This is a genomic window from Achromobacter sp. SIMBA_011 (genome assembly GCF_046535435.1).
GTDB lineage: Bacteria > Pseudomonadota > Gammaproteobacteria > Burkholderiales > Burkholderiaceae_B > Achromobacter > Achromobacter dolens.
The window spans coordinates 33,069-59,381 of the sequence record NZ_JAWRWN010000004.1; the positions used below are offsets into that span (position 1 = coordinate 33,069).

Here is a 26,313-nt window from a genome sequence, read left to right on the forward strand (position 1 = left end):
GGCGCATGCACCATGATCCCAAGACGGGCAAAGTTGTGAAAAAGGGGGACGTCAGCACCCCGGTGGACGAGGATCAGGTCGAGCACGAGCTGGACGAGGCACTGGCCGAAACCTTCCCCGCCAGCGATCCCATCGCGATCAATCCGGAACCGGACGATGATCCACGCGTCGACCGCGCCCTGAAAGAGAGCTTTCCCGCCAGCGACGCCGCCGCCCCGGCGCAGCCGCACAAGAAATGACCTGTCCCTGACATCGTCCGGAGTGTCGAAAATGCCGACTGCCGGAATCTTCGTGGTTGGAGCCGATTTTCAGGCACGAATTTCCGGATTTTCATGGGTGGCTGCCGGTTGCCCCGGCGGTGCGCGACGGGGAATATTTGCTTTCCCGGGCTTGAAATAGGGGTATTGGCCCCCATTCATGTCTGCGAAAGCCATTCTTTTTGGAGGATTCCCCATGACGGCACCCAACGAGCCTGTAGATCAGACGCCCGGATTCGGCGACGACGCCGATGCGGCCCCAGCCGCCCAGGACGCCGCGCAGGCCGAGCTGAACGAGTTGCGCGCCCAACTGGACGCGGCCCAGGCTACCGTCAATGAGCAGCAGGACCAGCTTCTGCGCATCCGCGCCGAGGCCGAGAACGTGCGCCGCCGCGCCCAGGAAGAAGTGTCCAAGGCACGCAAGTTCGGCATCGAGTCGTTCGCGGAAAGCCTGGTGCCGGTCAAGGACAGCCTGGAGGCCGCGCTGGCCCAGGCCGACCAGACCGTGGACACCCTGCGCGAAGGCGTCGAGGTCACCCTCAAGCAGCTCGCGGCCGCCTTCGAGCGCAACATGCTCAAGGAAATCGCGCCGGTCCAGGGCGACAAGTTCGATCCGCACCTGCACCAGGCCATTTCTTCGATTCCGGCCGAACAGCCCGCCAACACCGTGGTCCAACTGCTGCAGAAGGGCTACGCCATCGCCGACCGCACCCTGCGTCCGGCCCTGGTGGTGGTGTCCGCCGGCCAAGGCTGACCGGACCGCGCGCCATGACCGACCCCAGGTTCGATCCGGCCCAGGTTTTCGCTGTGTTCGGCATGCGGCATGTCGACACCGCGGGATTCGACGAGGCCGTGGTCCAGGCGCCGGGATCGGACTTGCGTTGCGTGTTCCTGTGGGGCCAGGATTGCTATAACTGCAATCTTTTCAAGCAGGCGGCGTTGCTGCACCAGGACACCCTGCTGGGCCTGGGCCTGACTTGGTTCGAGGCCGATGTCTACGCCGACGAACCCCTGGGACGCCGCTTCTCCCTGCATGGTGTCCCCACTTTTGTGCTTTACCGTGCCGGAAAACGGCTCGGCCGCATCACCGGTTGGCCCGGATTGCCCCAGTTCACGGCGGCGATCCGGCGCCTGCAGGAAACCCCGGCGGAAAATTCCAGCCAGGCGTCTTGAAAAACCCTGTGGGCAGCCCCAGTTATGTGGGGACAGGAAATTTCTCTCCAATTTCATAGATTTATCCAAGGTAACCCGACCATGAGCAAAATTATTGGCATCGACCTGGGCACGACCAACAGCTGCGTGGCTGTCATGGACGGCGGTCAGGTCAAGATCATCGAAAACGCCGAAGGCGCCCGTACCACCCCGTCGATCGTCGCCTACATGGACGACGGCGAAACCCTGGTGGGCGCGCCCGCCAAGCGCCAGGCGGTGACCAACCCCAAGAACACCCTGTACGCGGTGAAGCGCCTGATCGGCCGCAAGTTCGAGGAAAAGGCGGTGCAGAAGGACATCAACCTGATGCCCTATGCCATCGTCAAGGCCGACAACGGCGACGCCTGGGTGGAAGTGCGCGGCAAGAAGATGGCGCCTCCCCAAGTGTCGGCCGACGTGCTGCGCAAGATGAAGAAGACCGCCGAGGACTACCTGGGCGAGGAAGTGACCGAAGCCGTCATCACGGTGCCGGCCTACTTCAACGACAGCCAGCGCCAGGCCACCAAGGACGCCGGCCGCATCGCCGGCCTGGAAGTCAAGCGCATCATCAACGAGCCGACCGCGGCCGCGCTGGCCTTCGGCCTGGACAAGACCGAAAAGGGCGACCGCAAGATCGCCGTCTATGACCTGGGCGGTGGCACGTTCGACGTGTCCATCATCGAAATCGCCGACGTCGACGGCGAAAAGCAGTTCGAAGTGCTGTCGACCAACGGCGACACCTTCCTGGGCGGCGAAGACTTCGACCAGCGCATCATCGACTACATCATCGGCGAGTTCAAGAAGGAACAAGGCGTTGATCTGTCCAAGGACGTGCTGGCCCTGCAGCGCCTGAAGGAAGCCGCCGAAAAGGCCAAGATCGAGCTGTCGTCGAGCCAGCAGACCGAGATCAACCTGCCGTACATCACGGCCGACGCCTCCGGTCCGAAGCACCTGAACCTGAAGATCACGCGCGCCAAGCTGGAAGCGCTGGTCGAGGAACTGATCGAACGCACCATCGAACCCTGCCGCGTGGCCATCAAGGACGCCGGCGTGAAGGTTTCCGACATCGACGACGTGATCCTGGTCGGCGGCATGACCCGCATGCCCAAGGTCCAGGAAAAGGTGAAGGAATTCTTCGGCAAGGATCCGCGCAAGGACGTGAACCCCGACGAAGCCGTCGCCGCTGGCGCCGCCATCCAGGGTTCCGTGCTGTCGGGCGACCGCAAGGACGTGCTGCTGCTGGACGTCACCCCCCTGTCCCTGGGTATTGAAACCCTGGGCGGCGTGATGACCAAGATGATCCAGAAGAACACGACCATCCCGACCCGGTTCTCGCAGACCTTCTCGACCGCTGATGACAACCAGCCGGCCGTGACGATCAAGGTGTTCCAGGGCGAGCGCGAAATCGCCGCGGGCAACAAGGCCCTGGGCGAGTTCAACCTCGAAGGGATCCCGCCGTCGCCGCGCGGCATGCCGCAGATCGAAGTCACGTTCGACATCGACGCCAACGGCATCCTGCACGTGTCGGCCAAGGACAAGGGCACCGGCAAGGAAAACAAGATCACCATCAAGGCCAACTCGGGTCTGTCGGAAGACGAGATCCAGCGCATGGTCAAGGATGCCGAGGCCAACGCCGAGGAAGATCACCGCGTCGCCGAGCTGGCCCAGGCCCGCAACCAGGCCGATGCGCTGGTGCACGCCACCCGCAAGTCGCTGACCGAGTACGGCGACAAGCTCGAGGCGTCCGAGAAGGAAAGCATCGAAGCGGCCATCAAGGCGCTGGAAGACACGCTGAAGGACGGCGACAAGGCCGCCATCGACGCCAAGGTCGAAGCCCTGTCGACCGCCTCGCAGAAGCTCGGCGAAAAGATGTACGCCGACATGCAGGCGCAGCAAGCGGCCGGCCAGCAGCAGGCCGCCGACAACGCGAAGCCGGTGGACGACAACGTCGTCGACGCCGACTTCAAGGAAGTCAAGCGCGACCAATAATGGCCGGGCGCTGACCTGCCTCTGCCGCCCGGTAGCCGGAGAAATCCGCCTACCGGGCGAACTCATTCTGTAGCACTGAAAAGAAGGCTCTCCCCCGAGCCCACCGATCATGGCAAAACGCGACTATTACGACGTCCTGGGCGTGGCGAAAAACGCTTCGGACGACGAACTCAAGAAGGCCTATCGAAAGCTGGCCATGAAATACCATCCGGACCGCAATCCGGACAGCAAGGAAGCCGAAGAGAAGTTCAAGGAAGCCAAGGAAGCCTACGAGGTCCTGGGCGATGAACAGAAGCGCGCCGCGTACGACCGCTACGGCCACGCGGGCGTCGATCCCAACGCCGCGGGCATGGGCGGTGGCGGCATGGGCGGCGGGTTCGCCGACGCCTTTGGCGATATCTTCGGCGAGATCTTTGGCGGTGGCGGCGGTGGCCGTCGCGGCGGCGGTCCGCAGGTGTATCGCGGCGCCGACTTGAAGTACGCGCTGGAGATCACGCTGGAGCAGGCCGCGGCCGGCTTCGACACCGAGATCCGCGTACCGAGCTGGGAAAACTGCGACACCTGCCACGGTTCCGGCGCCAAGCCCGGCACCTCGCCCAAGACCTGCCGCACCTGCGGCGGCTCTGGCGCGGTCCGCATGCAGCAGGGCTTCTTCAGCGTGCAGCAGACCTGCCCGACCTGCCACGGCAACGGCAAGGAAATCACCGACCCGTGCGTGGCCTGCGATGGCGTCGGCCGCATCCGCCGCAACAAGACCCTGCAGGTCAAGATCCCCGCCGGCATCGACGACGGCATGCGCATCCGCTCCAGCGGCAATGGCGAGCCGGGCATCAATGGCGGCCCGCCGGGCGACCTGTATGTGGAAATCCACATCAAGCAGCACAAGATCTTCCAGCGTGACGGCGACGACCTGCACTGCGAGTTGACCATCCCGTTCACCACGGCGGCGCTGGGCGGTGAATTGCAGGTGCCGACCCTGGGCGGCAAGGCCGAGATCTCGATCCCCGAGGGCACGCAGTCCGGCAAGACCTTCCGCCTGCGCGGCAAGGGCATCCGCGGCGTGCGCGGCAGCTATCCGGGCGACCTGTACTGCCACGTGGTGGTCGAGACGCCGGTGCGCCTGAGCGACGACCAGAAGAACATCCTGCGCCAGTTCGAGGCCTCGCTGAACGACGGGGGCGACCGCCACTCGCCGCAAAGCAAGTCCTGGACCGATCGCGTCAAGGAATTCTTTAGCTGAATCGGCTGACCTGACCGCGCCGCCCGCTGGCGGACCACGGCCCGGGGCCCGGATCTCGCATCCGGGTCCCGGGCCGTTTGCTTTGGCGCCGCATGGATGACGCCCAGCGCAGGCGTCGCGCTATCGGCGCCTAGAAGTCGCCGCGCAGGGTCAGCATGACATTGCGCGGCTCGCCATAGAAGTTGCCGTTGTTGCTGCCCACACTGGTGTAATACGTCTTGTCGAACAGGTTGTTCAGGTTGACCGAGGCGGCCCAGTGGTTGTTGATCTGGTAGCGGGCGTAGGCGCTCCAGATGGCGTAGCCGGGGCTGTTGACGCGGATCGTGCCGGCGTCGTAGCTGCTGGTCTGGGCATTGACGCCGCCGCCCAGGGTCCAGCGGTGCGCGGCGCCCGCCAGCTTGTAGGTGGTCCAGACGCGCAGCATGTGCTTGGGCGTCAGCGAATTCAGCGGCTTGCCCTGGTTGGTCTCGTCTTCCAGATAGCGGGTGGTGTTGAAGGTATAACCGGCGAACAGGTTCCAGCCGCGCAGGATTTCACCGCTGATCTCGGCGTCCACGCCCTGGCTGCGGACCTTGCCGGCCGCGATCGAGCAATACCAGCCGGCGTCGCAATCGGGGCTGCTGCGATAGTCGGTCTGGGCCCGGTTCTTCTGGTCGACGCGGAACAGCGCGATGGCGGTGTTGATGCGGCCGTCCAGCAGTTCGCCCTTCAGGCCGATCTCGTAGTTGGTGCCCAGCAGGGGATCGAGGGGCCTGCCGCTGCTGGACTTCTCGCTTTGCGGCTTGAAGATATCGGTGTAGCTGGCGTATGCCGTCCATTGCGGGCTCAGGTCATAGAGCAGCCCGGCGTAGGGCGTGAACTTGCCGTTCTCGCGGCTGCCGTAGGTCGAGTTCTCGCTGTAGCGGCTGCCTGTGGTGCGGGTGTCCCAGATCGTGTCGTACCAACTGACGCGCCCGCCCAGCACCAGCTTGAGCGGATCCGCCAACTGCAGGCGGGCGGCGCCGTACACGCCGTACTGCAGGCCGCGGCCGTCGCGGTGCTCGCGGAAGTTGGCGTAGAGCTGGCCCTTGGTCGGCTCCGGAATCGAGCCGGGCCGGTAGTCATAGACGTTGCCGACCCAGTAGTCGTTGATGCTGCCGTAGTCGGTGTTGACATCGTTGCGCGCGTAGTTGGCGCCCAGCACCAGTTCGTGGGTACGGCCGAAGGCGTCGATCTTGCCCAGCAGGTTGGCGTCCACGCCGGTGATGCCGATGTCGGCTTCGGTGATGTCCGCCGCTGTCGCGCTGATGTTCGTGCCGACGGCGGCCTCGCGGATGGGGCTGTTGAACTTCATGTCGTGGCGTTCGCGCAGGTGGATGGCGGCGACACGACCCTGCCAGTTGTCGTTGAAGCGGTGCGACAGGTCGAAGTAGAACGTCTCGGTGGTGGACTTGCGGCGATTCCAGTCGGCGCCCATGTAGTACGCGCGCGACACGTCCAGGGGCGAGCCGTCGTCATAGGCGGGGAAACCGCGCATGTTGGGGCGGCCGCGGCTGGTTTCGGAACTGAAGCCGACGCTGGCGCGCGTGTCGGGCGTCAGGTCGTATTCGAGGGTGCCATAGAAGGTCTGGTCGCGGTTGTTGGCGTAGTCCACATACGACCCGCGGGTCTCGTAGTCCACCACTGCGCGGCCGCGCAGGGTGCCGGATTCGTTCAGCGGGCCGCCGCCGTCGAGCTGCATGCCGTAGTGGTCCCACTGGCCGGCCTTGGTGATGACGCTGAAGCCCGCTTCGGGCAGGGCGCGCTTGCGTACCAGGTTGACCGCGCCGCCCGGTTCGCCGCCGCCTTGGAGCAGGCCGGCCGCGCCGCGCAGCACTTCGACGCGGTCATAGATGGCGGTGCCGCCGCCGAAATTGCTGGCGCGGCCGTACATACTGCGGTCGAGCGGGATGCCGTCGTATTGGTAGGAGGTATTGCGAAAGCCGCGCGAATACACGTACTTGCCTGCCTGGGGGCTTTGCTGCAGGGTGATGCCGGTGGTGTTTGCGAGAGCGTCGTAGATCGAGGTGAGCGATTGTTCGTCCAGCCGTTGGCGCGTCACGACGCTGATGGACTGCGGAATGTCCCTGAGCGATTGCGCGCCCTTGGCGATGCTGGTCGCGCCGCTGGTGTAGGAGCCCGTGCCCTCGGTCGTCACCTCGTGGCTGCCCACCACCATCACCGGCTCCAGCACCGAGGCGTCGCCTTGCGCGACCGGCAAGCGGCGCAACAGGTAGCCGCCGGCCGGCGCCGGCACGGCCATCAGGCCCGTGCCGGACAGCAGTTGGCGCAGCCCTTGGTCGATCGGATAGCGGCCTTGCAGGCCGGCGGTGTCGCGGCCCGCTGTCAGTTCGGGATCGGCCGCGACATTGATCTGTGCGGCCCGTCCGAAGGCGCCGAGCGCGGTGTCCAGCGGACCCGGCGCGATGGTGAAGGCGATCTCGGCGACGGGCGCGGTTTGTGCCTGGGCTTGCGCCCCCGTCGTCAGCAGGGCGGCGCCGGCCGTGGCCGGCAGGGCGCGCAATGCCAGGGTCAGCGCGGAAACGAGGAAGGGCTGCGGACGCGCGCGGCGCGCGGCGGATGGGCCGCGCCGGGATGCGCGCGGGTGTTGCGGTGTGGCCATGATGGTCGGAGGTCCTGTCTCGTGGAAGGGCGAAGGGAACGCGTGCGCCTCGCGTCCGTCTACCTGTCTTTCGAACGAGACTGGAAAATCTGCCGGGCGGTTACAAATTTGTTTTCTGCGCGGGCCGGCCGCGGATCAGGCCGGCACCACCGTGACCCAATACCGCGTGCGGTAACGTACCCGCACTCCCAGCACGCGCGCCAGCAGCGCCAGGGCCTCGTCGGTATTGTCCAAACGAAAAGCGCCCGTGACCAGCTTGCCGGCCAGTTCGGACTCGCACTGCACCAGGCCCTGCCGATAACGGCCGAGTTCGGCCAGGAACCGATCCAGTCGCATGCGATTGGCGACCAGCATGCCGTCGGTCCAGGCCGCGGTCGCGGTGTCCAGCGGCGCGACGGCGGATGTGCCGGCCGGGCCGAACAGCGCCTGTTCGCCGGCCCGAACTACGCGCTCGACCCCGCCGGCGTGGATCGCCACCGCGCCTTGTTGCACCGCGACCAGGCTCTGGCGGCCGTTGTCGGCATGGTCACGCACGATGAAGCGGGTACCCAGCGGCACCAGCTCGCCATTGTGGGTGACCACCTTGAAACCGCGGCCTTCGGGGTCGGGCGCGGTGGTGACCTGGATCTCGCCTTCGCGCAGCAGGATGCGGCGTTCGTGGCGCGTGAACTGGACGTAGAGATTGGTGCCGGTGTTCAAGGCCAGCGCGCTGCCGTCGGACAGCGTGACCTCGCGCTGTTCGCCGACGGCGGTCTGGTAGCGGTCGCCGTCGGTCCAGAGCGCCTGCGGATCGCGGTACAGCCACAGCGCCGCGCCGCCGGCGCCGATGCCCGCGAACATCCATTTGAGACTGCGGCGGCGCGCCTGATCGGCGCCGGCCGCCAGCACCGTTCTTGACGCCGCGCCGGCGGGCGCGCGACTGCCGACCCGGTTGAAATCCCGGCTCATGGCGCTGAGCCGTTGCCAGGCCAGTTCGTGGCTCGGATCGGCCTGACGCCATTGGTCACAGGCGCGGCGGGTGCGCTCGTCGGCATCGCCATGCAATCGCACCAGCCATTCCGCGGCCTGCGCCACCACGCTGGCGTGCACCGCCACGCGCTTGTCGGCCCGCAGTGGGGCAATCAGGGGTTGCGTGTTCATCGTCGGCGCGGGCGCTCAGGCGTACATCACTTGGTAGCAGCGCTGCCAGGTCTTGATCATGTCTTTCTGCACCACGTTGACGGACACCCGCAGCGCCCGGGCGATCTGCTCGTACGGCATGCCGTCGAGCTGGGCCATGAGGAAGGCGGCGCGGGCGCGCTGCGGCAGGCCGTCGATCATGGCGCACAAGGTGTCCAGCGCTTCGAGCACCAGCGCCAGTTCCTCGGGCGAGGGGGAGATGGGTTCGGCCTGCTGGGCCAGCGCATCGAGGTAGGCGCGTTCCAGCGACGCGCGCCGGAACTGGTCGATGGCCAGCCCCTTGGCGATGGTGGTCAGGTGCGGGCGTGGCGCCAGCAGGATGGGGCGGATGTCCTGCCGCAGCACCCGCTCGAAGGTGTCGTGAGCAAGGTCCGCCGCGTTGTCGCGGTCGCCGTTGAGTTTGCGGCGCAGGAACGACAGCAGCCAGCCATGGTGATCACGGTAGAGGTCCGTGACGGGATCCGGCGGGGCGATTGGGAGGCAACTCAAGGCGGACTCATTTATTTGCTAATGAGAATTATTATATTGAATTGCGGCAATCGCGCACCGGCGTGCAGTTGGACGGACAAAAAAAACCGCGGCTTGCGCCGCGGTTTCACTGCAGGTACTGCAACTTCTTGCTTCAGACTTCGTACTGCGAAACGTACTGCTAACTACAGGTGCTGCTTCTTCCAAACAGACTTCGTACTGCTGACTACAGGTACTGCTACTTCCACTGCTAGGTCCGCCGCTGTAACCTGAAAAAACCGACCCCGAGCCATGATGCCGCCCGGGGCCGGCCGGGCTACAGCAAGCAGCTCACCGGGTGATCGGCGGGTATTCGAGTTCGCCGAACGTGTATTGGCCGCTGGCCTTGGCCTGGGCAAGTTCCTGCTGGACTTCGGCACGCGACTTGACGCCGGCCGCGGCCGCCTTGACGGGCGGGTACTGCAGTTCGCCGAAGGTGTATTCGCCGCTGGTCTTGGCTTGTTGCAACTGGGCCTGCACTTCCTGCGAGCTCAGGCTGGTGGCCTGGGGCAGGGCGGGCGGGTAGTCCAGTTCGCCAAAGGTGTATTGGCCGCTGACCTTGGCCTGTTGCAGTTCGGTCGCCACCTGGGCGCTCGACTTGGCTTGTTCGACACCGGCGGCTTGCGCGCCGGCGCCAGCCAGGGCTAGGGAAATCAGAAGGGTAGTCGTCAGGGTTTTCATAATGACCTCCAATGTTGTTGGACGGGGCCGAATCCGGCGGCCCTCCGTCGTGGTTCGTTGTTTGTTCCCGATGACTGAATTGTGCGCGTCATCCCACCTGGGATAAACCCGTATATCTTGAAAACATCTTTCCAAATGGATGGGTAATAAACATTTGGATAAGATATTTCCCCGTCTATGGCATGGTTATGCAGGTGTCCCGTCCCCATGAACGGCGCGAGATGCGCTTTGGGGCAAAAAAACCCCTGCCGAGGCAGGGGCTTGGGATGCCAGGAAGACCTGGCTTCAGGGCGTCTTTTTCTTGAAGTCGCCGGCGACCGCGGTGCTGAAGCCGTCGGGACGCAGGTACTTGCGCAGGGCGGCGTTGACCGTGTCGGGCGTGAGCGCGCTGATCTTCTTGTCCATCTCGGCCGACCATTCGAAGGTGCGACCGCGCTGCAGGTAGTCGAGCCAGGTGCCGGCCAGCACGTCGTCCTGGGCGCGGGCCAGGTTGCGGTAGTTCAGCAGCGCGGTGATGCCGTCGGAAATCTCCTTGTCGCTGAAGCCGTCCTTGAGCACGCGGGCCAGTTCCTCGCCGATGGCCTTTTCCAGGCGCTCGCGGTTCTGCGGCGCGTAGATGGCATACATGGTCCAACTGGCGCTGGGTTCGAACGACGAGACCGACAGCGAGCTGCGCACATTGTAGGACAGACCCTCGGTTTCACGCACACGGTTCCACAGGCGCGAGGTTTCCGAGGCGCCGAACAGGTAATTGGCCAGGTACAGGGCCGGGTAGTCCGCGTCCGTATCCTGCAACTTCAGCGGCATGCGCGAGATGTAGAACGCATTGGCCTTGTCCGGGGTCTCGATGTCGAACTGCTTGGCGGGGATGTCGCGGTACGGATTGCCGACACGGGTGTAGGCGGGGGCGCGCTTCCAGCCGGCCAGGCCATCCTTGACGGCCTTTTCGACGGCTTCGGGCTCGAAATCGCCCACGGCCGAATATTCGATCTTGCCGGCGCCATAGAACTTGGCGTGGAACTTGACCAGCGCATCGCGGTTCAGCGCGCGCACGCCGGCCAGCGATTCCTCGAACGTCGGCACGTAGCGCAGGTCGTCGGCGGGCCACGGATTGTCCTGGCGGGCCAGGGCGCGTCCGGCCAGGGCCTGCGGTTCGGTCATGGCGTTCTGGATCGAGGTTTCGAGCTGGCGCTGGTATTCCTCGAGCTGTTCCTTGGGGAAGTTGGCGTTGCGCACGATGTCCAGCGCCAGGCGGGTCAGTTCGGGCAGGTTTTCACGCTTGGTCGACATGGCGATCTTGAGCGTGGTGCCGCCACCGCTGAAGCCGAGCTCGGCCTGCAGCTTGTCGAGGCGGTCCTGGATGTCCTGGCGCGACAGCTTGGCGGTGCCGCGCGTCAGCAGGTCGGCCACGGCGCTGGAATTCACCCGCTGGCCGAGCAGGTCTTTCTCGTTGCCGAACTGGATCAGCATCTGCGCCTGCACGCGGTTGCCGCGCGTGGCCTTGGGCAGCAGCGCCAACTGCACCGGCCCGTTGGGCAGGTCGAGCGTCTTGCGCTGGGTCAGGCGGTCGATGTTCTGCGGGGTGGGATCGAAGGCGGACGCGGCCTTGAAGTCGGGATCGCCCTTGTAGTCCTTGAACACGGCCGTCAGATCGACGCGCTGGGTCTGCGGCGCGCGCACCGGTTTGTCGGTCGGGATGTAGCGGCCTTCGATGCGGTTGCTTTGCACCAGGTAGGTGGTGGCGGCCCGCTGCACCTCAGCCAGCGTGGCCTTGCGGGCGCGGTCGCGCTGCAGGAAGAACAGGCGCCAGTCGCCGGCGGCGATGGCCTCGGATAGCGCCACGCCGACCTGTTCGGGATCGCTGTAGGTCTGCTCCCAGGAGGTCAGCCATTTGCTGCGCGCGCGGTCCAGTTCCTGCTGGGTGAAGGGCTTCTTGCCGAGATCTTCCAGCGTGCCGGTCAGCGCCTTCATGGCGGCGTCCTGGTTCTTGCCCGGGGTCAACTGGGCGGCGAACATGGCCAGGCCCGGATCCAGGTTTTCCATGGTGAAGCCGAACACGCCCGAGGCCAGCTTGGTTGGCACCAGCGCGTGGTAGAGGCGGCCCGACGGCGTATCGGCCAGGATGGTGGTGGCCAGGTCGAACGGCACGAAGTCGGCGCTGCCCGCGGCCGGGATGTGGTACATCGCGGCGACCAGCGGCGTGCCGCCGGTGCGGCGCAGCGTGACGGCGCGTTCGCCGTCCTGGGCCGGCTCGACGGTGTATTCCGGCGGCAGCTTGCGCTCGGGCTTGGGCAGCTTGCCCAGCGTGGCCTCGATGTCGGCCAGCGTGGCCTGCGGATCGAACTTGCCGGCCACGATCAGCACCGCGTTATCGGGCTGGTAGTACTCATGATAGAACGCGCGCAACTGGCCGATGTCGACGTTTTCGACGTCGGAGCGGGCGCCGATGGTGTTCTTGCCGTAGCTGTGCCACTGGAACGCGGCCGCCTGCATCTTCTGCATGAGGATGCGGAAAGGGCTGTTCTCGCCGCTTTCCATCTCGTTGCGCACCACCGTCATTTCGGAATCGAGGTCTTCCTTGGCGATCAGGGAATTGACCATGGCGTCGGCCTGCCAGCCGAGGTACCACTTGAGGGTGTCGGGATTGGCGGCGAAGCTGGCGAAATAATTGGTGCGGTCGCTGGAGGTCGAGCCGTTGGCCTGCAGGCCGCGGCGCGAGAATTCGCCCATGGCGTTGCGGGTGGTGGAAGTGCCCTTGAACAGCATGTGTTCGAGCAGGTGGGCCATGCCGGTCTGGCCGTAGTTCTCGTTGCGCGAGCCGACCAGATAGGTCATGTTGACCGTGGTCGAGGGCTTGGATTCGTCGGGCACCAGCAGGACGCGCAGGCCGTTGCTGAGGCGGTATTCGGTGATGCCTTCAATCGAGGCGGCCTCCGTGACGCCGGCCGGCAGGCTGGCGGCTCCGGCCTGGAAGGCCAGGAAGGATGAGAACAGCAGCGCGCCCAGGGGGCGCGGCAGCTTCGATATGGACAGGCGCATGGCGGACTATTCCTTTGGCATGGCAGAATCCGTTGGAGTGTATACGGTGTGAATGGTTCAGGGCTGCGACCCTGGCGCGCCGGCCCGTCGTTCCGTCCGGAAAATCTTGTATGTCGCTATCCCTTGAAATCGAGACTCCCCGCCTGGTTCTGCGGCAGTGGCTCGCGGCCGACCGCAAGCCGTTCGCGGCCATGAACACCGATGTGCGCGTGACGCGCTACCTGTTGCCGCTGACCGCGCCGGAAAGCGACGCGCTGGCCGATCGGCTGGCCGCCGGCATCGATGAATACGGCTGGGGCTTCTGGGCCGTCGAGGCGCCGGGCGTCGCGCCGTTCATCGGGTTCGTCGGCATCAAGGCGCTGGCGCCGACGCTGCCGTTCGCGCCCGGCGTGGAAATCGGCTGGCGCCTGGCGGCGCCCTACTGGGGCAGGGGCTATGCCAGCGAGGCCGCGCAGGCGGCGCTGCGGGTGGGGTTCGAGCAGATCGGCGTGCCCGAGATCGTGGCGTTCACGGTGCCGGAAAACGAGCCATCGCGCGCGGTGATGCGGCGTCTGGGCATGCGCGAAGACGCACAGCGCTTCGAGCATCCGGGGGTGCCGGACGGCCATCCTTTGAAGACGCACGTGCTGTACCGGCTGGCGCGAGAGGCGTGGCATGCACAAAAAAATGGTGACGCAGGCGCAGGCAGGGAGCCGTTTGCCGCTGCATAAGCGTCGGCCGGCCCCGTCATGCCGATATGTTGCGATGCAACATCCTGGCGTGGCGCGGCCGATTTGAGATCGGGACGGGCGCGGGTGTAAGCTTTGCGGAACGTAGTTGCTGTTGTCGACGGGATGCGCGACAGCCGTCTACAGGTTTCCCGTCCAACGCCAGCCGCCGCCCCGCCGGGCCGCATCGGCAGCATGCCGGAACGCGCGTCCCCGCCACGCGGGCGACGACGGTGCTTGTTGTTCGCGCCTTCGCCGCCGGCATCCTGCCGGCGCATCTTTCGGAGGAACGACCCATGCTGACCGAGATCGTCACGCGTGCCTTGTCCCAGTTGACCGGCAGCCCCATGAGCGGCGACCGCATCAAAGGGCAGTTTCAGTACGCTTATGCCAGTGATGACGGCCAATTCGTGGCCATACTGACCCATGACATGACCACCTACGTGGTGGACCTGAGCACGCAGCGCTATTTCGCCGAGTGCGGAGGGTCGCCGCGAGGCTTTGCCGGGCACGTGCTCGAGATGGAGGGCGCCGAGGCGCGCCAGCATCCGTGGCCCGCGGCCAATGACCTGTTCGACCTGGACATGGATGCGGACGAATTGTCCTGGCGCCAGTGTCCCGGGATGCGCAGCATGGCCGACAGTGCCAGCCGATCTGTGGAGAGCCGCGCCGCCTGAGAGTGGCCAGAAGCGGCAGTCCCCTCACTGAACCGGCGAGATCGCCGGTTTTTTTTATCTTGCGATCGGGGTGGCTCGCTACAATCCGAAGCATGACTTCCCACGCTGATAACCGCGCCCCGGACGGCGCCATCCTGGTCGACTGCACGCACGAACGCCATGCCGACCAGATCCTGGCCATCTTCAACGAGGCCATTGCCACCTCGACCGCGCTGTATGACTACAAGCCGCGTCCGCGCGAGGCGATGCAGGGCTGGTTCCAGGCCAAGGCCGGGGGAGGTTTTCCGGTGGTGGGGTTCGAGAACGCGGCGGGCGAGCTGATGGGGTTCGCCAGCTACGGCACGTTCCGCGCCTGGCCGGCCTACAAGTATTCGGTCGAGCATTCGGTCTATGTCGACGGCCGCTTTCGCGGGCGGGGCTTGGGCGAGGCGCTGATGCGCGTGCTCATCGAACGCGCCCGCGCCAACCAGGTGCACCTGATGATCGGCGGCATCGACGCGGCCAACCTGGGCAGCATCAAGCTGCACGAGAAGCTCGGATTCGTGCATGCCGGCACCATCCGCGAGGCCGGCTTCAAGTTCGGCCGCTGGCTCGACCTGGCGTTCTACCAATTGACCCTGGATACCCCGGCGCGGCCGGTGGACGGCTGAGGCCGGCGCAGCCGGTGGACGGCTGAGCGCGTCGCCGGGACCGCGTCTTGCTGCGTGGCCGTCGCGCTACTTCGACAGCACCCGCATCGCCTGCTCCAGTCCGGCGACCGTCACGGGGTACATGCGGTCCTGCATGATGTCGCGCATCAGCGCGATCGACTGGCGGTACTGCCACGACGCGGTGGGCTCGGGATTGAGCCACACGGACTTGGGCCAGGCATCCAGCAGCCGGCGCATCCACTGTGCGCCCGGTTCCTTGTTGTAGTGCTCGACCGAGCCGCCCGGCTGCAGGATCTCGTAGGGGCTCATGGTGGCGTCGCCGACGATGATCAGGCGCCAGTCGGGGTTGTACTTGCGCAGCACGTCCCAAGTGTCGAAGCGTTCGTTCTGGCGCCGGCGGTTGCTCTGCCACAGGCTTTCGTACGGGCAGTTGTGGAAGTAGTAGACCTCGAGGTTGCGGAACTCGCTGCGCGCCGCGGAGAACAGTTCCTCGACGCGGCCGATGTGGTCGTCCATGCTGCCGCCGACGTCCAGCAGCATCAGCACCTTGACCGTATTGTGGCGCTCCGGGACCATGCGCAGATCCAGGTGGCCGGCATTGCGCGCGGTGCTGGCGATGGTGTCGTCCAGGTCCAGTTCGAGTTCGGCGCCTTCGCGCGCGAAACGCCGCAGGCGGCGCAGCGCGACCTTGAAATTGCGCGTGCCCAGCTCGACCTGATCGTCGTAGTCCTTGAACTGGCGCATGTCCCAGACCTTGACCGCGCTGCGGTTGCCGGCCGACTGGCCGCCGACGCGGATGCCTTCTGGGTGGTAGCCGCCGTTGCCGAAGGGCGAGGTGCCGCCGGTGCCGATCCACTTGCTGCCGCCGGCGTGGCGTTCCTTCTGCTCTTCCAGGCGTTCCTTGAAGAGCTCCATCAGCTTGTCCCAGCCGTGCTTCTCGATGGCGGCCCTTTCTTCTGGCGTCAGGCTCTTCTCGAACTGCTTGATGAGCCAGTCCAGCGGGATGTCCTTGCCGGCCGGCAGCGCGGCCTCGATGCCCTTGTAGTAGGCGCCAAAGGCCTTGTCGTAGCGGTCGTACAGCGATTCGTCCTTGACCAGCGCGGTGCGCGCCAGGAAGTAGAAGTCGTCCAGCGTCGGCGTCATGACGTCCTGGCGCAGCGCGTCCACCAGCGTCAGGTATTCCTGCACCGAGACCGGCAGCTTGTGTGCCCGCAGGTGGTAGAAGAAGTCGATCAGCATGATGGCCGCGAGGAGGGCGTCAGCGGCGCTGGGTGCCGCGGGTCATGGCGGCGAGCCGTTCCAGCAGGTGCACGTCCTGTTCGTTCTTGAGCAGGGCGCCAGCCATCAGCGGCACCGCCGTGGCGGTGTGCGCGTCGATCTGCGCCGCGCTGACGTCCTCGGCCAGCAGCAGGCGCAGCCAGTCCAGCAGTTCGGAGGTCGACGGCTTTTTCTTCAGGCCGGGCGCGTCGCGCAGGCTGAAGAAGGTGTCGAGCGCCGCGCGCAGCACGTCCTGCTTGAGTTCGGGGAAGTGCACCGCGACGATGTCGCGCATGGTCTCGCGGTCGGGGAAGCGGATGTAGTGGAAGAAGCAGCGGCGCAGGAAGGCGTCGGGCAGGTCCTTCTCGTTGTTGGAGGTGATGATGACCAGCGGGCGGTGGCGCGCGGCGATGGTCTGGCGCGTTTCGTACACATGGAATTCCATGCGGTCGAGTTCGCGCAGCAGGTCGTTGGGGAATTCGATGTCGGCCTTGTCGATCTCGTCGATCAGCACCACCACCGGCTGCTCGGCCTCGAAGGCCTGCCACAGCGTGCCCTGCACGATGTAGTTGCGGATGTCGCGGACCTTTTCGTCGCCGAGCTGCGAGTCGCGCAGGCGCGACACCGCGTCGTATTCGTAAAGACCCTGATGCGCTTTGGTGGTGGACTTGATGTGCCACTGCAGCAAGGGGCGGTCCAGCGCGCGCGCCACTTCCTCGGCCAGCATGGTTTTGCCGGTGCCGGGTTCGCCCTTGATCAGCAGCGGGCGCTGCAGTGTGAGCGCGGCATTGACGGCGAGCTTGAGGTCATCGGTGGCAACGTAGCGATCGGTGCCATCGAAGCGTGTTTGCGGTGCGGAAGGAGCGGTCTGGGCAGCGGACATGGATCGGCGGACTTCTCGGGGTTGATGGGGATCAAGGCCATTTTCGGGTATTAATCCTAGACAATTATCGTACAATCAGGCGGTTTTGCAGTTGGGTTCGACCCGCAACGTGTTTGCCGGGGGCCTTTTCGTGTGAGCAGGCCCTAGTCCTCAAGCCATACCAAGAAGAGCCATCCCAATGAAGTTGCGATTCTCTCTGAAGTACTCGGTTTCCCTGCTGGCCGCATTGGCATCCTGTGCGATCACCGGCCAGGCAGCAGCTGCGGATGCAGCGCCGGTCGGTAATGTCCAGAACGCCCGCGACAAGGTTTCCATGTGCATCGGTTGCCATGGCATCGAAGGCTACAAGGCGACGTTTCCCGAGCTTTATCACGTTCCGATGATCGCTGGCCAGAACGCCAAGTACATCGAGACCGCCCTCAACGAGTACAAGAAAGGCGCGCGCAGCCATCCCACCATGGATGCCATTGCCGGCAGCCTGTCCGACCAGGACATCGCCGACCTGGCCGCTTACTACTCGAACCTGAAATAACCGGGGGCAATCACAATGAACCGCATCATGCTTGCCCTTGCGGGCGCGACGCTGGCCATTTCGGGCGCGACTGCCCAGGCCCAGGACCTGGCGGCCGGCAAGGCCGTCTTCGACAAATTCAATTGCGCCTCGTGCCACGGCGCCGATGCCAAGACAGCGGTGGACCCGGCCTATCCGACGCTGGCCGGCCAGCACGCCGACTACCTGGTGCATGCGCTCAAGGCCTATCGTCGCGGCGCCTCGGGCAGCGCGGCCACGGCCAACGTGCGCAAGAACCCCATCATGGGCGCCTTCGCCACCCAGCTCTCCGACCAGGACATCAGCAATGTGGCCGCCTGGCTGGCGTCCCTGCCCAGCGACCTGGGCGTGCGCAAGTAGCGGGACGGTCCGGCCCGCATGTAAAAAACCCTCGGGAGACCGAGGGTTTTTTACATGGGCTTTCGCGTTGCGTAAGGCTAGCGCTCGGCGCGCTGGCGGATCAGGTCGATGTAGGTATCGCTGTCCAGCGGAGTGCCCAGGCGTTGCGCTTCCCAGACGACCCGGCCCAGGCATTCCATGATCTCGTGCGCGGCCTGGTGCGCATCGGTGCGCGCCACCAGGCGCTGGTAGGCGCTGCGGATGCCGGGCGGATGGTCGATCGACAACTGCTCGGCGATGGCCAGGTGCATCGACAGGTGCAGGAACGGGTTGGTGCGGCCCTTTTCCACCGCGTATTCGGCGGTCATGGCCTCGGGGCTTTCGAGGTCGCCGTGGTATTCCGGATGCTCGATGATCCAGTCCAGGGCCATGGCCTCCAGCGGGGTCAGGACCTCGTTGGCGCGGTGCTTGCGCCAGGTTTCGATGAAGAATTCGCGGACTTGGTCGCGGGAGGGGTTGAACATTGTCAGACGGATGCCATGCTGGCCAGAGAGGGCTTTATTTTACCGCCCGCCGCCACGGCGCCCGCCCGCCGGCCGCAATGCGATATAGAATTGGTTGCTATCCGCTATCCAGTGTGCGTTTCGCCAGGGCCGCGCGGCCCGCGGACCACACGCCAGCCGATGCGGCGCGCGTGCAGAAAAACCACTCGGAGCAAATGGAGCATTCATGTCCTATCAACATATCAAGGTGCCCGCTGGGGGCCAGAAGATCACGGTCAACGCTGATTTCTCGCTGAATGTGCCGGATCAGCCCATCGTGCCCTACATCGAGGGCGACGGCACCGGCGCCGACATCACGCCCGTCATGATCAAGGTGGTGGACGCCGCCGTGCAGAAGGCCTACGGCGGCAAGCGCAAGATCCACTGGATGGAGGTCTACGCCGGCGAGAAGGCCACCAAGGTCTACGGACCGGACGTCTGGCTGCCCGACGAGACCCTGGACGTGGTCAAGGACTACGTGGTGTCGATCAAGGGTCCGCTGACCACGCCCGTGGGCGGCGGCATCCGTTCGCTGAACGTGGCGTTGCGCCAGCAACTGGACCTGTACGTCTGCCTGCGCCCGGTGGCGTATTTCAAGGGCGTGCCCTCGCCGGTGCGCGAACCCGAGAAGACCAACATGGTGATCTTCCGCGAGAACTCGGAAGACATCTACGCCGGCATCGAATACATGGCCGAAAGCGAGCAGGCCAAGGAATTGATTCAGTTCCTGCAGACCAAGCTCGGCGTCAAGAAGATCCGTTTCCCCAACACCTCGTCGATCGGCATCAAGCCGGTGTCGCGCGAAGGTACCGAGCGCCTGGTGCGCAAGGCGGCGCAGTACGTCATCGACAATGACCGTACCTCGCTGACCCTGGTGCACAAGGGCAACATCATGAAGTTCACGGAAGGCGGCTTCCGCGACTGGGGCTATGCGCTGCTGCAGAAGGAATTCGGCGCGCAACTGATCGACGGCGGCCCGTGGTGCAAGTTCAAGAACCCCAAGACCGGCCGCGAGATCATCGTCAAGGATGTCATTGCCGATGCGTTCCTGCAGCAGATCCTGCTGCGCCCGGCCGAATACGACGTCATTGCCACCCTGAACCTGAACGGCGACTACATTTCCGACGCGCTGGCCGCGCAGGTGGGCGGCATCGGCATCGCCCCGGGCGCCAACCTGTCCGATTCGGTCGCCATGTTCGAGGCCACCCACGGCACGGCGCCCAAGTACGCGGGCAAGGACTACGTCAACCCGGGTTCGGAGATCCTGTCGGCGGAAATGATGTTGCGCCACATGGGCTGGACCGAGGCGGCCGACCTGATCATCTCGAGCATGGAGAAGTCGATCCTGTCCAAGAAGGTCACGTATGACTTCGCCCGGCTGCTGGAGGGCGCGACGCAGGTGTCGTGCTCCGGTTTTGGCCAGGTCATGATCGAGAATATGTGACCGGGATTATCGGGCTCGTCACCGGAAAGCCCGTGAGCCGCAAGGCTTGCGGGCTTTTTTGAGGGGCGAGGGGATGTAAATATCTCTATCGAAATAGGGGAAGCCCTCAGATCTTGGCGTGCCAGATTAAGACAAAACGAATCCAATTGTTATCGTGCCGACGCTATAATTTCGATGTTTAGAAATCCTGCATTTCTCCCCGTCCTGCTGATACTCTAGGTTCAGTTTTACTGACCGGTTCGCTGATACTCGACATGGCCCAACCTGCTCCCGATATGCCGCCATACGACGCGCTGACGTGCGTTCGCAGTCTGCGAGACGCCAAGCGGGTCGCATTATTGATGGCGCCCAGGCTGGGAGACACGCTGCTGATGATGACCATGGCGTTCAACCTCGTTGCGCATGGACGCCAAGTCACCGTTTTTGGTGATTTCGCCTACGGCCTGCGCAGCTGGTTCCCCGGCATGGATATTCAGCCGTCGCTGCCTCGTGAACAGGCACCCGCAGTGCTGGCCGATTACGATTGTGCGGCGCAGATGCATGTCGGTTGGCCGTATGCCCTGCATGATTGTGCAGCCTCCTACTTCTATTACGATGCCCACGTCGTGATTACCGGCAAGGGGTTCATCAAACTCAACCAGATCCGGGATTATTGCCGCGATGCGCTCGGGTTATCGCTGGCCGGTACCGATATTGGCCTGCGCCCGCCAGTCGCAGGGCGTCACCGTGTGTACGAAAAAAGGGTAGCGGTGCATCCTTCGTCCACCGGCGCGCAGCGCTGCTGGGCGCCGCGGCACTTCGTTGAGCTGGGCTTGCGCCTGCAGCGCCAAGGCTATGAGCCCGTTTTCATCCTGGCTCCCCATGAGCGCTCTGAATGGACCTGCCTGATCGACGCTGGCTTGGCGATTCAGCAGTCGCCCTCGTTGGCCGACGTGGCAGCGTTCATTCATGAATGCGGTTGGTTCATCGGCAATGAATCTGGCATCGGCCATCTGGCCTCCAGCGTGGGCGTTCCGACGCTGACCCTCACCGGCCGCCCGACCCGGACCAAGGCTTGGCGCCCGGGCTGGTCGATGTCGCGCATTGCGTACCCCGTCTATATCCCCGGCGGCCGCTGGCGTGACCGTCTGTGGCGGGAATGGCTGCGGCCGGGCAGCGTGATGTCGGCGTTCGAGAGCCTGACACGGGATTACAAGAAATCCGTGGAGGCCACCAAGGTCGCGCGTTCCTGACCTGGGACGGCAATTTCCCGGGGGCTTAGCTGGCCCGTGCAGCGCGTCGCGGCTCGTGCCGCTCCATCTCCCCTACCTCACTGTTGATGTACCGAACGGTTCTTCCAGGAACCGAATTGATCCATGATGTCCTCTCCATGCTTGCGCAGTGTTGCATTCCTGACGCTGCTGATTCCTGCCCTAGCCTTGACCAGCGCTGCTGGCGGTCCAGCCATCCTTTACCTGACCGCCTTGATCGCTTTGGCGACGATGGCAGCCAACCTCGTCAGGCGTTGGGAACCGTTTGCTCTGAAGGAATTATCGGCAATGGCATGGGCGCTGGGGGCGCCATTGCTGGCCATGCTGGTCAGCAGCAGCTATCTGGGAGTCTGGAGTTCTTCCGAGATCGAAAAGCTGTTGCGTTTCGCGCTGGCGGTGCCTGTGTGCTGGATACTGTTGCGAGTTCCTCGGAACTGGTTGGCACAGGTGCAGTGGAGTCTGCTGTTTGGCGCAATCGTCGGGTCGTTGATGCTGGTGTACATCGTCTACGAACCGAATTTGGGCCGTGGCGCAGTGTCTGACTATGGCGGCCGCTATAACGCAGTTGCGTTCGCCGACCTGACTATTTTCTTTGGGTTGGCCTCAATGCTGACCCTTCCGTGGCGTCTTTCGCCCTGGCCACGATTGGAGGCTGCGCTGAAAATCCTGGCGGTGCCGATCAGTCTGTACGGCGTCTGGGTGTCGCAAACGCGCAGCAGTTGGGCGTTGCTGTTGGTGTTCGGGCTTGTCTACTTGCTGACCAAGCGCCAATGGCGGCGTTGGACCAAGGCGATGTTCCTGATGGTACTGTTGCTGGTCATCGCGGTGGGAGCGTGGCTGTCATGGAACAGCAAGGACAGCCGCTGGAAAAGCGTAGTCTCCGACATAAGCCGCTATGAGAGCCAAGATCGCGATACTTCGGTAGGCATCCGTATCCAGCTTTGGAAGGCTTCCTGGATGATGTTCCAGCAGAATCCGCTGGTCGGCGTGGGTGTGCCGAACTTCCGGCCTGAACTGGCTAAGCTGCAAGAACAGGGCGTGGTCACCGAATTGGTTGCCACTGATTTCGGCGAGCCTCACAACGACATGCTGGGCGCGTTGGCAGGATACGGGCTGTTGGGGCTGCTCAGCATGCTGGCGCTCTACCTGGTGCCCGCCGCGGTCTTCTGGCGCCGCTCCGCCAGCGATGACCCGGTGGTGCACGTGGGCTCACAGATCGGCATGCTGTTCTGCCTGGGCTATTTCGTCTTCAGCTTGTCGGAGATGATGTTCCGCAACATGCGCAGCGTGCCGATCTACGCGTTGACGGTGGTGGTGCTGTATGCCCTGACATCGGCCCGTACCGGGCTGGCGCAGCAGCGTCTGGCGGCGAAACGATAGCGGATCCGGCGGCCCGTCGTAGCCGCATGTCGCCCCGCAAAGCAAGGCCCTGGCGGCCTTGTTTTTTTTGTGCGCGCGGGGCGCATTCCAAATGCCTGCCGGGTTTGACGCAGATCAAGCCAGTCTCCCCTCGCCGGTGAAAACCCTGGCGCTCCCCCTTATCCTGATCAGACGCAACAGATAAATAGTCACATTTTGCTGTCTTTGGTTTCCGACGGCGGTGGGTATGGAGAAGAGGGTCTATGAAGAATTCAAGCTTGCGCAGGGAGCTGCTGTGGTTCGTGCTCGCGATCGGGGTCGCGGTGCTGGCCCTGGGAGGATGGGATGCCTGGGAGCGGCGCGCCGAGATGCTGGCCGAGCGCAAGACGGAACTGCGCAACGTGCTGGACCTGGCCGCCGGCATCGTGCGCAACGGCAAGCAGCGCGCCATCGACGAGCGCCTCTCGCCCGAGCAGGCCAAGCACAACGTGGCGCAGCGCCTGGCGCAGTTGCGCTATGGCGCTGACGGCTATGTCGGCGTGTTCGACGACAGCTACACGCTGCTGGTGCATCCCGACGCCAAGCTGGCCGGCACCAATGTGCGCGCGGTCAAGGACAGCGACGGCCTGCCGATCTTCGAGAATCTCTACGCGCAGGGCAAGGCGGGAGGAGGCTTCGTCCAATACCACTTTCCGCGCCCGGGCGCCGAAGAGGCGCTGCCCAAGGCCAGCTACGCCGTCTACGACCCGGAATGGGGTTGGCTGATGTTCACCGGCCTGTACGTGGATGACGTCGACGCCGCCTTTCGCGCGACGCTGTGGCGCCAGGGCGGCGTGACGCTGGTGCTGCTGGTGGTACTGCTGGCGGCGGCGCTGCGGTTCTTCCGTTCCCACATCATCCGTCCGCTGGACGAGGCGGTGGCGGTCTGTGAGCGGGTGGCGCACGGCGACCTGTCCAGCATCATTTCGCGCCATCATCGCGGCGAGATCGGCCGGCTGTTCGAAGCCATGGCCTTGATGCAAGAGCGGCTGGACGTGGCGGTGCGCACCATTGTGCACTCCACCGGTTCGATCGCGGCGGCCTCTCGCCAGATCGCCGCCGGCAGCATGGACCTGCACGACCGCACCGAGAAACAGGCCGCCGCGCTGGAACAGACGGCGGCCAGCGTCGAGCAGATAACGGCCACCGCCAAGCAGAGCGCCGACCACGTGCGCGAGGTCAGTTCGCTGGCAGGCCAGTCGGCGCAACTGGCGCGGCAGGGCAGCGAAGAGACCCAGCACGCGATCGACGCGATGCGCGAAATCTCGCAGAGCTCGCAGCGGATCGACGAGATCATCCGGCTGATCGACGAAATCGCGTTCCAGACCAATATCCTGGCGCTCAATGCCGCGGTGGAGGCCGCGCGCGCCGGCGAACAGGGGCGCGGGTTCGCCGTGGTGGCGGGCGAGGTGCGGGCGCTGGCGCAGCGCTCGGCCACCGCCGCCAAGGAAATCAAGACGCTGATCGAGGCGTCGTCGGATTCCGTCGAGCGCGGCAGCCAGCGCGTCGCGCAGGCCAGCGCCACCATGAGCAGCGTGCTGCACTCGGCGGCGAGCAGTGCGCCGTTGATGGGCGAGATCGCCACCGCGTCGTCCGAGCAGAGCGTGGGCATCGAGCAGATCAACCAGGCGGTGACGCACCTTGACAGTGTGACGCAGCAGAACGCGGCGCTGGTCGAGGAGTTCGCGGCGTCGGCCTCCACCTTGCATGATCAGGCCGACGACCTGGCGCGCGCGGTGGCGGTGTTCAAGCTGTCTGCAGCCTGCTAGGGGAGCCCTGCACCACGCTCATGGCCCGCTGCAGACGCGGGGTCAGCTCGCGGCTGGCGCCGGTCATGGGCAGGCGCAGTTCGTCGGCGATCAGGCCTTGCAGGGCCAGGGCGCGCTTGATCGGCGCCGGGTTGGGTTCGGCGAACAGCAGGCGGATCAGGCCGCGCAGCGGTTCGAACAGTTCGCGCGCCGCTTCGACGTGGCCGTCGCGCGCCAGTTGCATGACTTCGACGAAGCGCTCGGGGAACAGGTGCGCGGCCGCCGGAATGGCGCCGCGCCCGCCCGCCAGGAAATGGTCGAGCAGCGCCATGTCCTCGCCGCAGAGGGCCGCCAGGTGTCCCCGTGCGTTCAACGCCATCAGCACCGGCGCATTGCATTCCTTGACGGCGCGGAAATTGGGCAGCAACGCCAGCGATTCCATGGTTTCGACGGTCATGGTGACGCCGGCGCGCTTGGGAATGTTGTAGAGGATGATGGGGCGCTCTGTGGCCCAGGCGATCTGCCGGTAGTGCCACAGGATGCCCTGCTGTGACGGGCCCAGGTAGTAGGGCGGGGGAACCAGGTAGCCGGCGGGCGCGTACTTGTCCAGGCGGCGGATGGCGGCGGCCACGCCGCGCGTGTCGACGCCGCCCGCGCCGAACACCAGCGGCAGGGCGTGCGGATCGCGGCGGATGGCCTCGATCATCTCGATCTTCTCGGGGATGGAGAGCAGGTTGCCTTCGCCGGTGGAACCGAACAGCACCAGGCCGGCCACGCCGGCGTTGCGGTAGTAGCGCGCCAGCGCCTGGGCGGCTTCGCAATCGACGTAGCCACCGCGCATCGGCGTGACCATCGGCAGCCAGAGGCCTTCGAAAGCGGGAGTGAGCGGGGTATCCATGGCTTATTGCACCGTGATGGCGGTCGCGGGGCGCAGCGGGCCGAATTCGGCCTGGGGCAGGCCGCACATCACCGCGTGCATCAGGGCGTCGACCTGGTTGCGGTCGCAATGCAGTTGCAGGATGCTCTGGCCATGGGCGTGATCCACCGACAGCACGTATACGCCGATCCGTTCGCCCAGTTCGCGGTGCAGGGCCAGCCGGACCTTCAGGGCGTCCAGCGTGTCGATCCTGACGGTCAGGGAAACCATCTGCGCGGGTTGCGGCGCATGGGCTGGAGCGGGACGTTCAAACGAGGCGTACGTGCTGCGTTCTTGGCGGGGAATCATGGCGGTCGGGGGGGCGCAGCCGTGAGGGCGGGCTCGCGCGTATCCGGTTGGTTGATGACGATTCCACTATAGAAAGCGGGCCGTAAAACCTGCCGATAAATGCGGGCGAGACGCGTAAAAAGCGCGTCAACGCCCGGGCGTTTCAGAAGGTCTTGGTCAGCGACAGCAGGCCGGTGGCGCGGCCCATGTAGCGGCCGCGGCTGTTGGTGTAGACGGCGCGGTCGGCGTCGGTGTCGATATAGGCGATCGAGATCGCCAGGCCCTGCCCGAAGTCCTTGGTCAAGCCCAGTTTCCAGTCGGTGTAGGCGCCGTCGGTGACGTTGCGGACCGTCTGGCGGCCGACGTGGGCGTTGACCGTCAGGCCCCAGAACCCGGTGTCGAAGTTGCCGCTCAGGTCGAAATACTGGCTGTACTTGCTGTCGGCGAAGCCGAACAGATTGGTCATGGCGATCGAATACTTGAACAGGATCGGGCCGTAGCCCAGGCCGGCATACAGCTCGGTGGTGTCGGGGCTGGTGTAGCCCGACGGGTAGTCGCCGGGGTAGTAGTACTGCAGCACGCCCAGGTCGAACGGCACGTCAGGCGCCAGGTTGCCCTTGTAGCCGCCGTAGAAGTCCATTTCGACCGGCGCCGAGACCTTGCTGTTGCTGTCGTTGAGCCAACTGATGCTGGAGTTCCAGTTGCCCAGGTACAGGCCGCTGGCGTGGGTGAAATCGAAGCCGCCCTGGATCGCGGGCTGGTTGTTGGTCTGCATCAGGCCGCGGTAGCGGTACTGGCTGGCCAGGGTGACGTTGGCGGTCAGCGAGTACTCGGGAGTCGGCTCACCGGCGGTGGGCGCATCGGCGGCGTGCACGGGGGCGGCAAGGGCGAACAGCGCGAGCGCGGCCAGGGTGTTGCGGGACATGGAATTCTCCTGTGT

At 65.0% G+C, this 26,313-nt stretch carries 25 protein-coding genes; 14 read left to right on the top strand and 11 right to left on the bottom strand.

The genetic code is table 11. The features are described from left to right. Positions 1–5: 5 nt before the first annotated feature. The 5 genes from SB816_RS15965 to dnaJ all read left to right on the top strand — a co-directional run bounded on the left by SB816_RS15965 (position 6) and on the right by dnaJ (position 4,677). Positions 6–239, top strand: a complete 234-nt coding sequence (locus tag SB816_RS15965; RefSeq protein ID WP_175188570.1) for a hypothetical protein — start codon at positions 6–8, stop codon at positions 237–239. A 214-nt stretch (positions 240–453) separates the two neighbouring features. Then, positions 454–1,011, top strand: a complete 558-nt coding sequence (gene grpE / locus SB816_RS15970) for a nucleotide exchange factor GrpE (RefSeq protein ID WP_049071727.1) — start codon at positions 454–456, stop codon at positions 1,009–1,011. Positions 1,012–1,025: 14 nt separating this feature from the next. Then, a complete protein-coding gene (locus tag SB816_RS15975) occupies positions 1,026–1,430 on the top strand; it encodes a thioredoxin family protein (RefSeq protein WP_054419543.1) in 405 nt (134 codons plus the stop codon). A gap of 81 nt (positions 1,431–1,511) precedes the next feature. Then, a complete protein-coding gene (gene dnaK / locus SB816_RS15980) occupies positions 1,512–3,437 on the top strand; it encodes a molecular chaperone DnaK (protein ID WP_020924906.1) in 1,926 nt (641 codons plus the stop codon). A gap of 109 nt (positions 3,438–3,546) precedes the next feature. Continuing rightward, complete coding sequence (dnaJ, locus tag SB816_RS15985; RefSeq protein ID WP_006389047.1) at positions 3,547–4,677, top strand: molecular chaperone DnaJ; 1,131 nt, start codon at positions 3,547–3,549, stop codon at positions 4,675–4,677. Positions 4,678–4,807: 130 nt separating this feature from the next. Here the strand turns inward: dnaJ and SB816_RS15990 are convergent, their stop codons facing one another. The 5 genes from SB816_RS15990 to SB816_RS16010 all read right to left on the bottom strand — a co-directional run bounded on the left by SB816_RS15990 (position 4,808) and on the right by SB816_RS16010 (position 12,724). Further along, positions 4,808–7,318 (bottom strand): TonB-dependent siderophore receptor, encoded by a 2,511-nt coding sequence (locus SB816_RS15990; protein WP_144655840.1) that lies wholly within the window; start codon positions 7,316–7,318, stop codon positions 4,808–4,810. 135 nt (positions 7,319–7,453) lie between these two features. Continuing rightward, positions 7,454–8,458 carry a FecR domain-containing protein gene (locus tag SB816_RS15995; RefSeq protein WP_410547276.1) on the bottom strand — a complete coding sequence of 335 codons (1,005 nt, stop codon included), beginning with the start codon at positions 8,456–8,458 and terminating at the stop codon, positions 7,454–7,456. Positions 8,459–8,473: 15 nt separating this feature from the next. Continuing rightward, complete coding sequence (locus tag SB816_RS16000) at positions 8,474–8,986, bottom strand: sigma-70 family RNA polymerase sigma factor (protein ID WP_196767524.1); 513 nt, start codon at positions 8,984–8,986, stop codon at positions 8,474–8,476. Positions 8,987–9,295: 309 nt separating this feature from the next. After that, the gene (locus SB816_RS16005) at positions 9,296–9,685 is read right to left on the bottom strand and encodes a DUF4148 domain-containing protein (RefSeq protein ID WP_049071739.1); all 390 of its coding nucleotides are present in this window, start codon (positions 9,683–9,685) and stop codon (positions 9,296–9,298) included. Positions 9,686–9,970: 285 nt separating this feature from the next. Next, positions 9,971–12,724, bottom strand: a complete 2,754-nt coding sequence (locus tag SB816_RS16010; protein ID WP_116793601.1) for a M16 family metallopeptidase — start codon at positions 12,722–12,724, stop codon at positions 9,971–9,973. Positions 12,725–12,834: 110 nt separating this feature from the next. Here SB816_RS16010 and SB816_RS16015 point away from each other — a divergent pair, with 110 nt between their 5' ends. The 3 genes from SB816_RS16015 to SB816_RS16025 all read left to right on the top strand — a co-directional run bounded on the left by SB816_RS16015 (position 12,835) and on the right by SB816_RS16025 (position 14,758). Continuing rightward, on the top strand, positions 12,835–13,434 hold the full coding sequence (locus SB816_RS16015) for a GNAT family N-acetyltransferase (protein ID WP_410547277.1): 600 nt from the start codon (positions 12,835–12,837) through the stop codon (positions 13,432–13,434). A gap of 293 nt (positions 13,435–13,727) precedes the next feature. Continuing rightward, a complete protein-coding gene (locus SB816_RS16020; protein WP_144655844.1) occupies positions 13,728–14,108 on the top strand; it encodes a hypothetical protein in 381 nt (126 codons plus the stop codon). A gap of 92 nt (positions 14,109–14,200) precedes the next feature. Next, positions 14,201–14,758, top strand: coding sequence for a GNAT family N-acetyltransferase (locus SB816_RS16025; RefSeq protein ID WP_144655846.1), 558 nt, complete (start codon positions 14,201–14,203; stop codon positions 14,756–14,758). 66 nt (positions 14,759–14,824) lie between these two features. On the opposite strand, the gene SB816_RS16030 is transcribed toward SB816_RS16025, so the two are convergent. Both SB816_RS16030 and SB816_RS16035 read right to left on the bottom strand, forming a co-directional pair. Next, positions 14,825–15,997, bottom strand: a complete 1,173-nt coding sequence (locus SB816_RS16030) for a vWA domain-containing protein (RefSeq protein WP_144655848.1) — start codon at positions 15,995–15,997, stop codon at positions 14,825–14,827. A gap of 19 nt (positions 15,998–16,016) precedes the next feature. Next, on the bottom strand, positions 16,017–16,898 hold the full coding sequence (locus SB816_RS16035) for an AAA family ATPase (protein WP_064523891.1): 882 nt from the start codon (positions 16,896–16,898) through the stop codon (positions 16,017–16,019). A 178-nt stretch (positions 16,899–17,076) separates the two neighbouring features. On the opposite strand from SB816_RS16035, the gene SB816_RS16040 reads away from it, so the two are divergent. Then, positions 17,077–17,430, top strand: coding sequence for a c-type cytochrome (locus SB816_RS16040; RefSeq protein ID WP_054501729.1), 354 nt, complete (start codon positions 17,077–17,079; stop codon positions 17,428–17,430). Positions 17,431–17,445: 15 nt separating this feature from the next. After that, positions 17,446–17,808, top strand: a complete 363-nt coding sequence (locus SB816_RS16045) for a c-type cytochrome (RefSeq protein WP_054501728.1) — start codon at positions 17,446–17,448, stop codon at positions 17,806–17,808. 77 nt (positions 17,809–17,885) lie between these two features. Here the strand turns inward: SB816_RS16045 and SB816_RS16050 are convergent, their stop codons facing one another. Beyond that, entirely contained in the window at positions 17,886–18,311 is a 426-nt protein-coding gene (locus SB816_RS16050) for a DUF1841 family protein (protein ID WP_054501727.1), read from the bottom strand. Between the two features lie 205 nt (positions 18,312–18,516). Between SB816_RS16050 and icd the strand changes: the two genes are divergently transcribed. From icd to SB816_RS16070, 4 genes are all read left to right on the top strand, one after another. Then, on the top strand, positions 18,517–19,773 hold the full coding sequence (icd, locus tag SB816_RS16055) for an NADP-dependent isocitrate dehydrogenase (protein WP_054501726.1): 1,257 nt from the start codon (positions 18,517–18,519) through the stop codon (positions 19,771–19,773). 254 nt (positions 19,774–20,027) lie between these two features. After that, the gene (locus SB816_RS16060) at positions 20,028–21,005 is read left to right on the top strand and encodes a glycosyltransferase family 9 protein (RefSeq protein WP_144655850.1); all 978 of its coding nucleotides are present in this window, start codon (positions 20,028–20,030) and stop codon (positions 21,003–21,005) included. Between the two features lie 126 nt (positions 21,006–21,131). Continuing rightward, positions 21,132–22,403, top strand: a complete 1,272-nt coding sequence (locus SB816_RS16065) for an O-antigen ligase family protein (protein ID WP_144655947.1) — start codon at positions 21,132–21,134, stop codon at positions 22,401–22,403. Positions 22,404–22,645: 242 nt separating this feature from the next. Next, positions 22,646–24,190, top strand: coding sequence for a methyl-accepting chemotaxis protein (locus SB816_RS16070; RefSeq protein ID WP_116793606.1), 1,545 nt, complete (start codon positions 22,646–22,648; stop codon positions 24,188–24,190). Here the strand turns inward: SB816_RS16070 and SB816_RS16075 are convergent. The 3 genes from SB816_RS16075 to SB816_RS16085 all read right to left on the bottom strand — a co-directional run bounded on the left by SB816_RS16075 (position 24,168) and on the right by SB816_RS16085 (position 26,298). Further along, positions 24,168–25,067, bottom strand: coding sequence for a 4-hydroxy-tetrahydrodipicolinate synthase family protein (locus SB816_RS16075; protein WP_410547278.1), 900 nt, complete (start codon positions 25,065–25,067; stop codon positions 24,168–24,170). The two genes, SB816_RS16070 and SB816_RS16075, sit on opposite strands and share 23 nt — an antisense overlap. Before the next feature lie 3 nt (positions 25,068–25,070). Beyond that, positions 25,071–25,316, bottom strand: coding sequence for a hypothetical protein (locus SB816_RS16080; protein WP_054501961.1), 246 nt, complete (start codon positions 25,314–25,316; stop codon positions 25,071–25,073). A 220-nt stretch (positions 25,317–25,536) separates the two neighbouring features. Then, complete coding sequence (locus SB816_RS16085; protein ID WP_410547279.1) at positions 25,537–26,298, bottom strand: TorF family putative porin; 762 nt, start codon at positions 26,296–26,298, stop codon at positions 25,537–25,539. Between the last annotated feature and the right edge of the window lie 15 nt (positions 26,299–26,313).

What these genes read in the sequence shown, in the direction of transcription:
- SB816_RS16080 (WP_054501961.1), bottom strand. Translation starts at nt 25,316, where the DNA reads ATGGTTTCCCTGACCGTCAGGATCGACACGCTGGACGCCCTGAAGGTC.
- SB816_RS16020 (WP_144655844.1), top strand. Translation starts at nt 13,728, where the DNA reads ATGCTGACCGAGATCGTCACGCGTGCCTTGTCCCAGTTGACCGGCAGC.
- SB816_RS15995 (WP_410547276.1), bottom strand. Translation starts at nt 8,458, where the DNA reads ATGAACACGCAACCCCTGATTGCCCCACTGCGGGCCGACAAGCGCGTG.
- grpE (WP_049071727.1), top strand. Translation starts at nt 454, where the DNA reads ATGACGGCACCCAACGAGCCTGTAGATCAGACGCCCGGATTCGGCGAC.
- dnaJ (WP_006389047.1), top strand. Translation starts at nt 3,547, where the DNA reads ATGGCAAAACGCGACTATTACGACGTCCTGGGCGTGGCGAAAAACGCT.
- SB816_RS16010 (WP_116793601.1), bottom strand. Translation starts at nt 12,724, where the DNA reads ATGCGCCTGTCCATATCGAAGCTGCCGCGCCCCCTGGGCGCGCTGCTG.
- SB816_RS16040 (WP_054501729.1), top strand. Translation starts at nt 17,077, where the DNA reads ATGAAGTTGCGATTCTCTCTGAAGTACTCGGTTTCCCTGCTGGCCGCA.
- SB816_RS15965 (WP_175188570.1), top strand. Translation starts at nt 6, where the DNA reads ATGCACCATGATCCCAAGACGGGCAAAGTTGTGAAAAAGGGGGACGTC.
- SB816_RS16045 (WP_054501728.1), top strand. Translation starts at nt 17,446, where the DNA reads ATGAACCGCATCATGCTTGCCCTTGCGGGCGCGACGCTGGCCATTTCG.
- SB816_RS15990 (WP_144655840.1), bottom strand. Translation starts at nt 7,318, where the DNA reads ATGGCCACACCGCAACACCCGCGCGCATCCCGGCGCGGCCCATCCGCC.
- SB816_RS16085 (WP_410547279.1), bottom strand. Translation starts at nt 26,298, where the DNA reads ATGTCCCGCAACACCCTGGCCGCGCTCGCGCTGTTCGCCCTTGCCGCC.
- SB816_RS16005 (WP_049071739.1), bottom strand. Translation starts at nt 9,685, where the DNA reads ATGAAAACCCTGACGACTACCCTTCTGATTTCCCTAGCCCTGGCTGGC.
- SB816_RS16030 (WP_144655848.1), bottom strand. Translation starts at nt 15,997, where the DNA reads ATGCTGATCGACTTCTTCTACCACCTGCGGGCACACAAGCTGCCGGTC.
- SB816_RS16050 (WP_054501727.1), bottom strand. Translation starts at nt 18,311, where the DNA reads ATGTTCAACCCCTCCCGCGACCAAGTCCGCGAATTCTTCATCGAAACC.
- SB816_RS16035 (WP_064523891.1), bottom strand. Translation starts at nt 16,898, where the DNA reads ATGTCCGCTGCCCAGACCGCTCCTTCCGCACCGCAAACACGCTTCGAT.
- SB816_RS16015 (WP_410547277.1), top strand. Translation starts at nt 12,835, where the DNA reads ATGTCGCTATCCCTTGAAATCGAGACTCCCCGCCTGGTTCTGCGGCAG.
- SB816_RS16070 (WP_116793606.1), top strand. Translation starts at nt 22,646, where the DNA reads ATGAAGAATTCAAGCTTGCGCAGGGAGCTGCTGTGGTTCGTGCTCGCG.
- SB816_RS16025 (WP_144655846.1), top strand. Translation starts at nt 14,201, where the DNA reads ATGACTTCCCACGCTGATAACCGCGCCCCGGACGGCGCCATCCTGGTC.
- SB816_RS16060 (WP_144655850.1), top strand. Translation starts at nt 20,028, where the DNA reads ATGGCCCAACCTGCTCCCGATATGCCGCCATACGACGCGCTGACGTGC.
- icd (WP_054501726.1), top strand. Translation starts at nt 18,517, where the DNA reads ATGTCCTATCAACATATCAAGGTGCCCGCTGGGGGCCAGAAGATCACG.
- SB816_RS16075 (WP_410547278.1), bottom strand. Translation starts at nt 25,067, where the DNA reads ATGGATACCCCGCTCACTCCCGCTTTCGAAGGCCTCTGGCTGCCGATG.
- SB816_RS15975 (WP_054419543.1), top strand. Translation starts at nt 1,026, where the DNA reads ATGACCGACCCCAGGTTCGATCCGGCCCAGGTTTTCGCTGTGTTCGGC.
- SB816_RS16065 (WP_144655947.1), top strand. Translation starts at nt 21,132, where the DNA reads ATGTCCTCTCCATGCTTGCGCAGTGTTGCATTCCTGACGCTGCTGATT.
- dnaK (WP_020924906.1), top strand. Translation starts at nt 1,512, where the DNA reads ATGAGCAAAATTATTGGCATCGACCTGGGCACGACCAACAGCTGCGTG.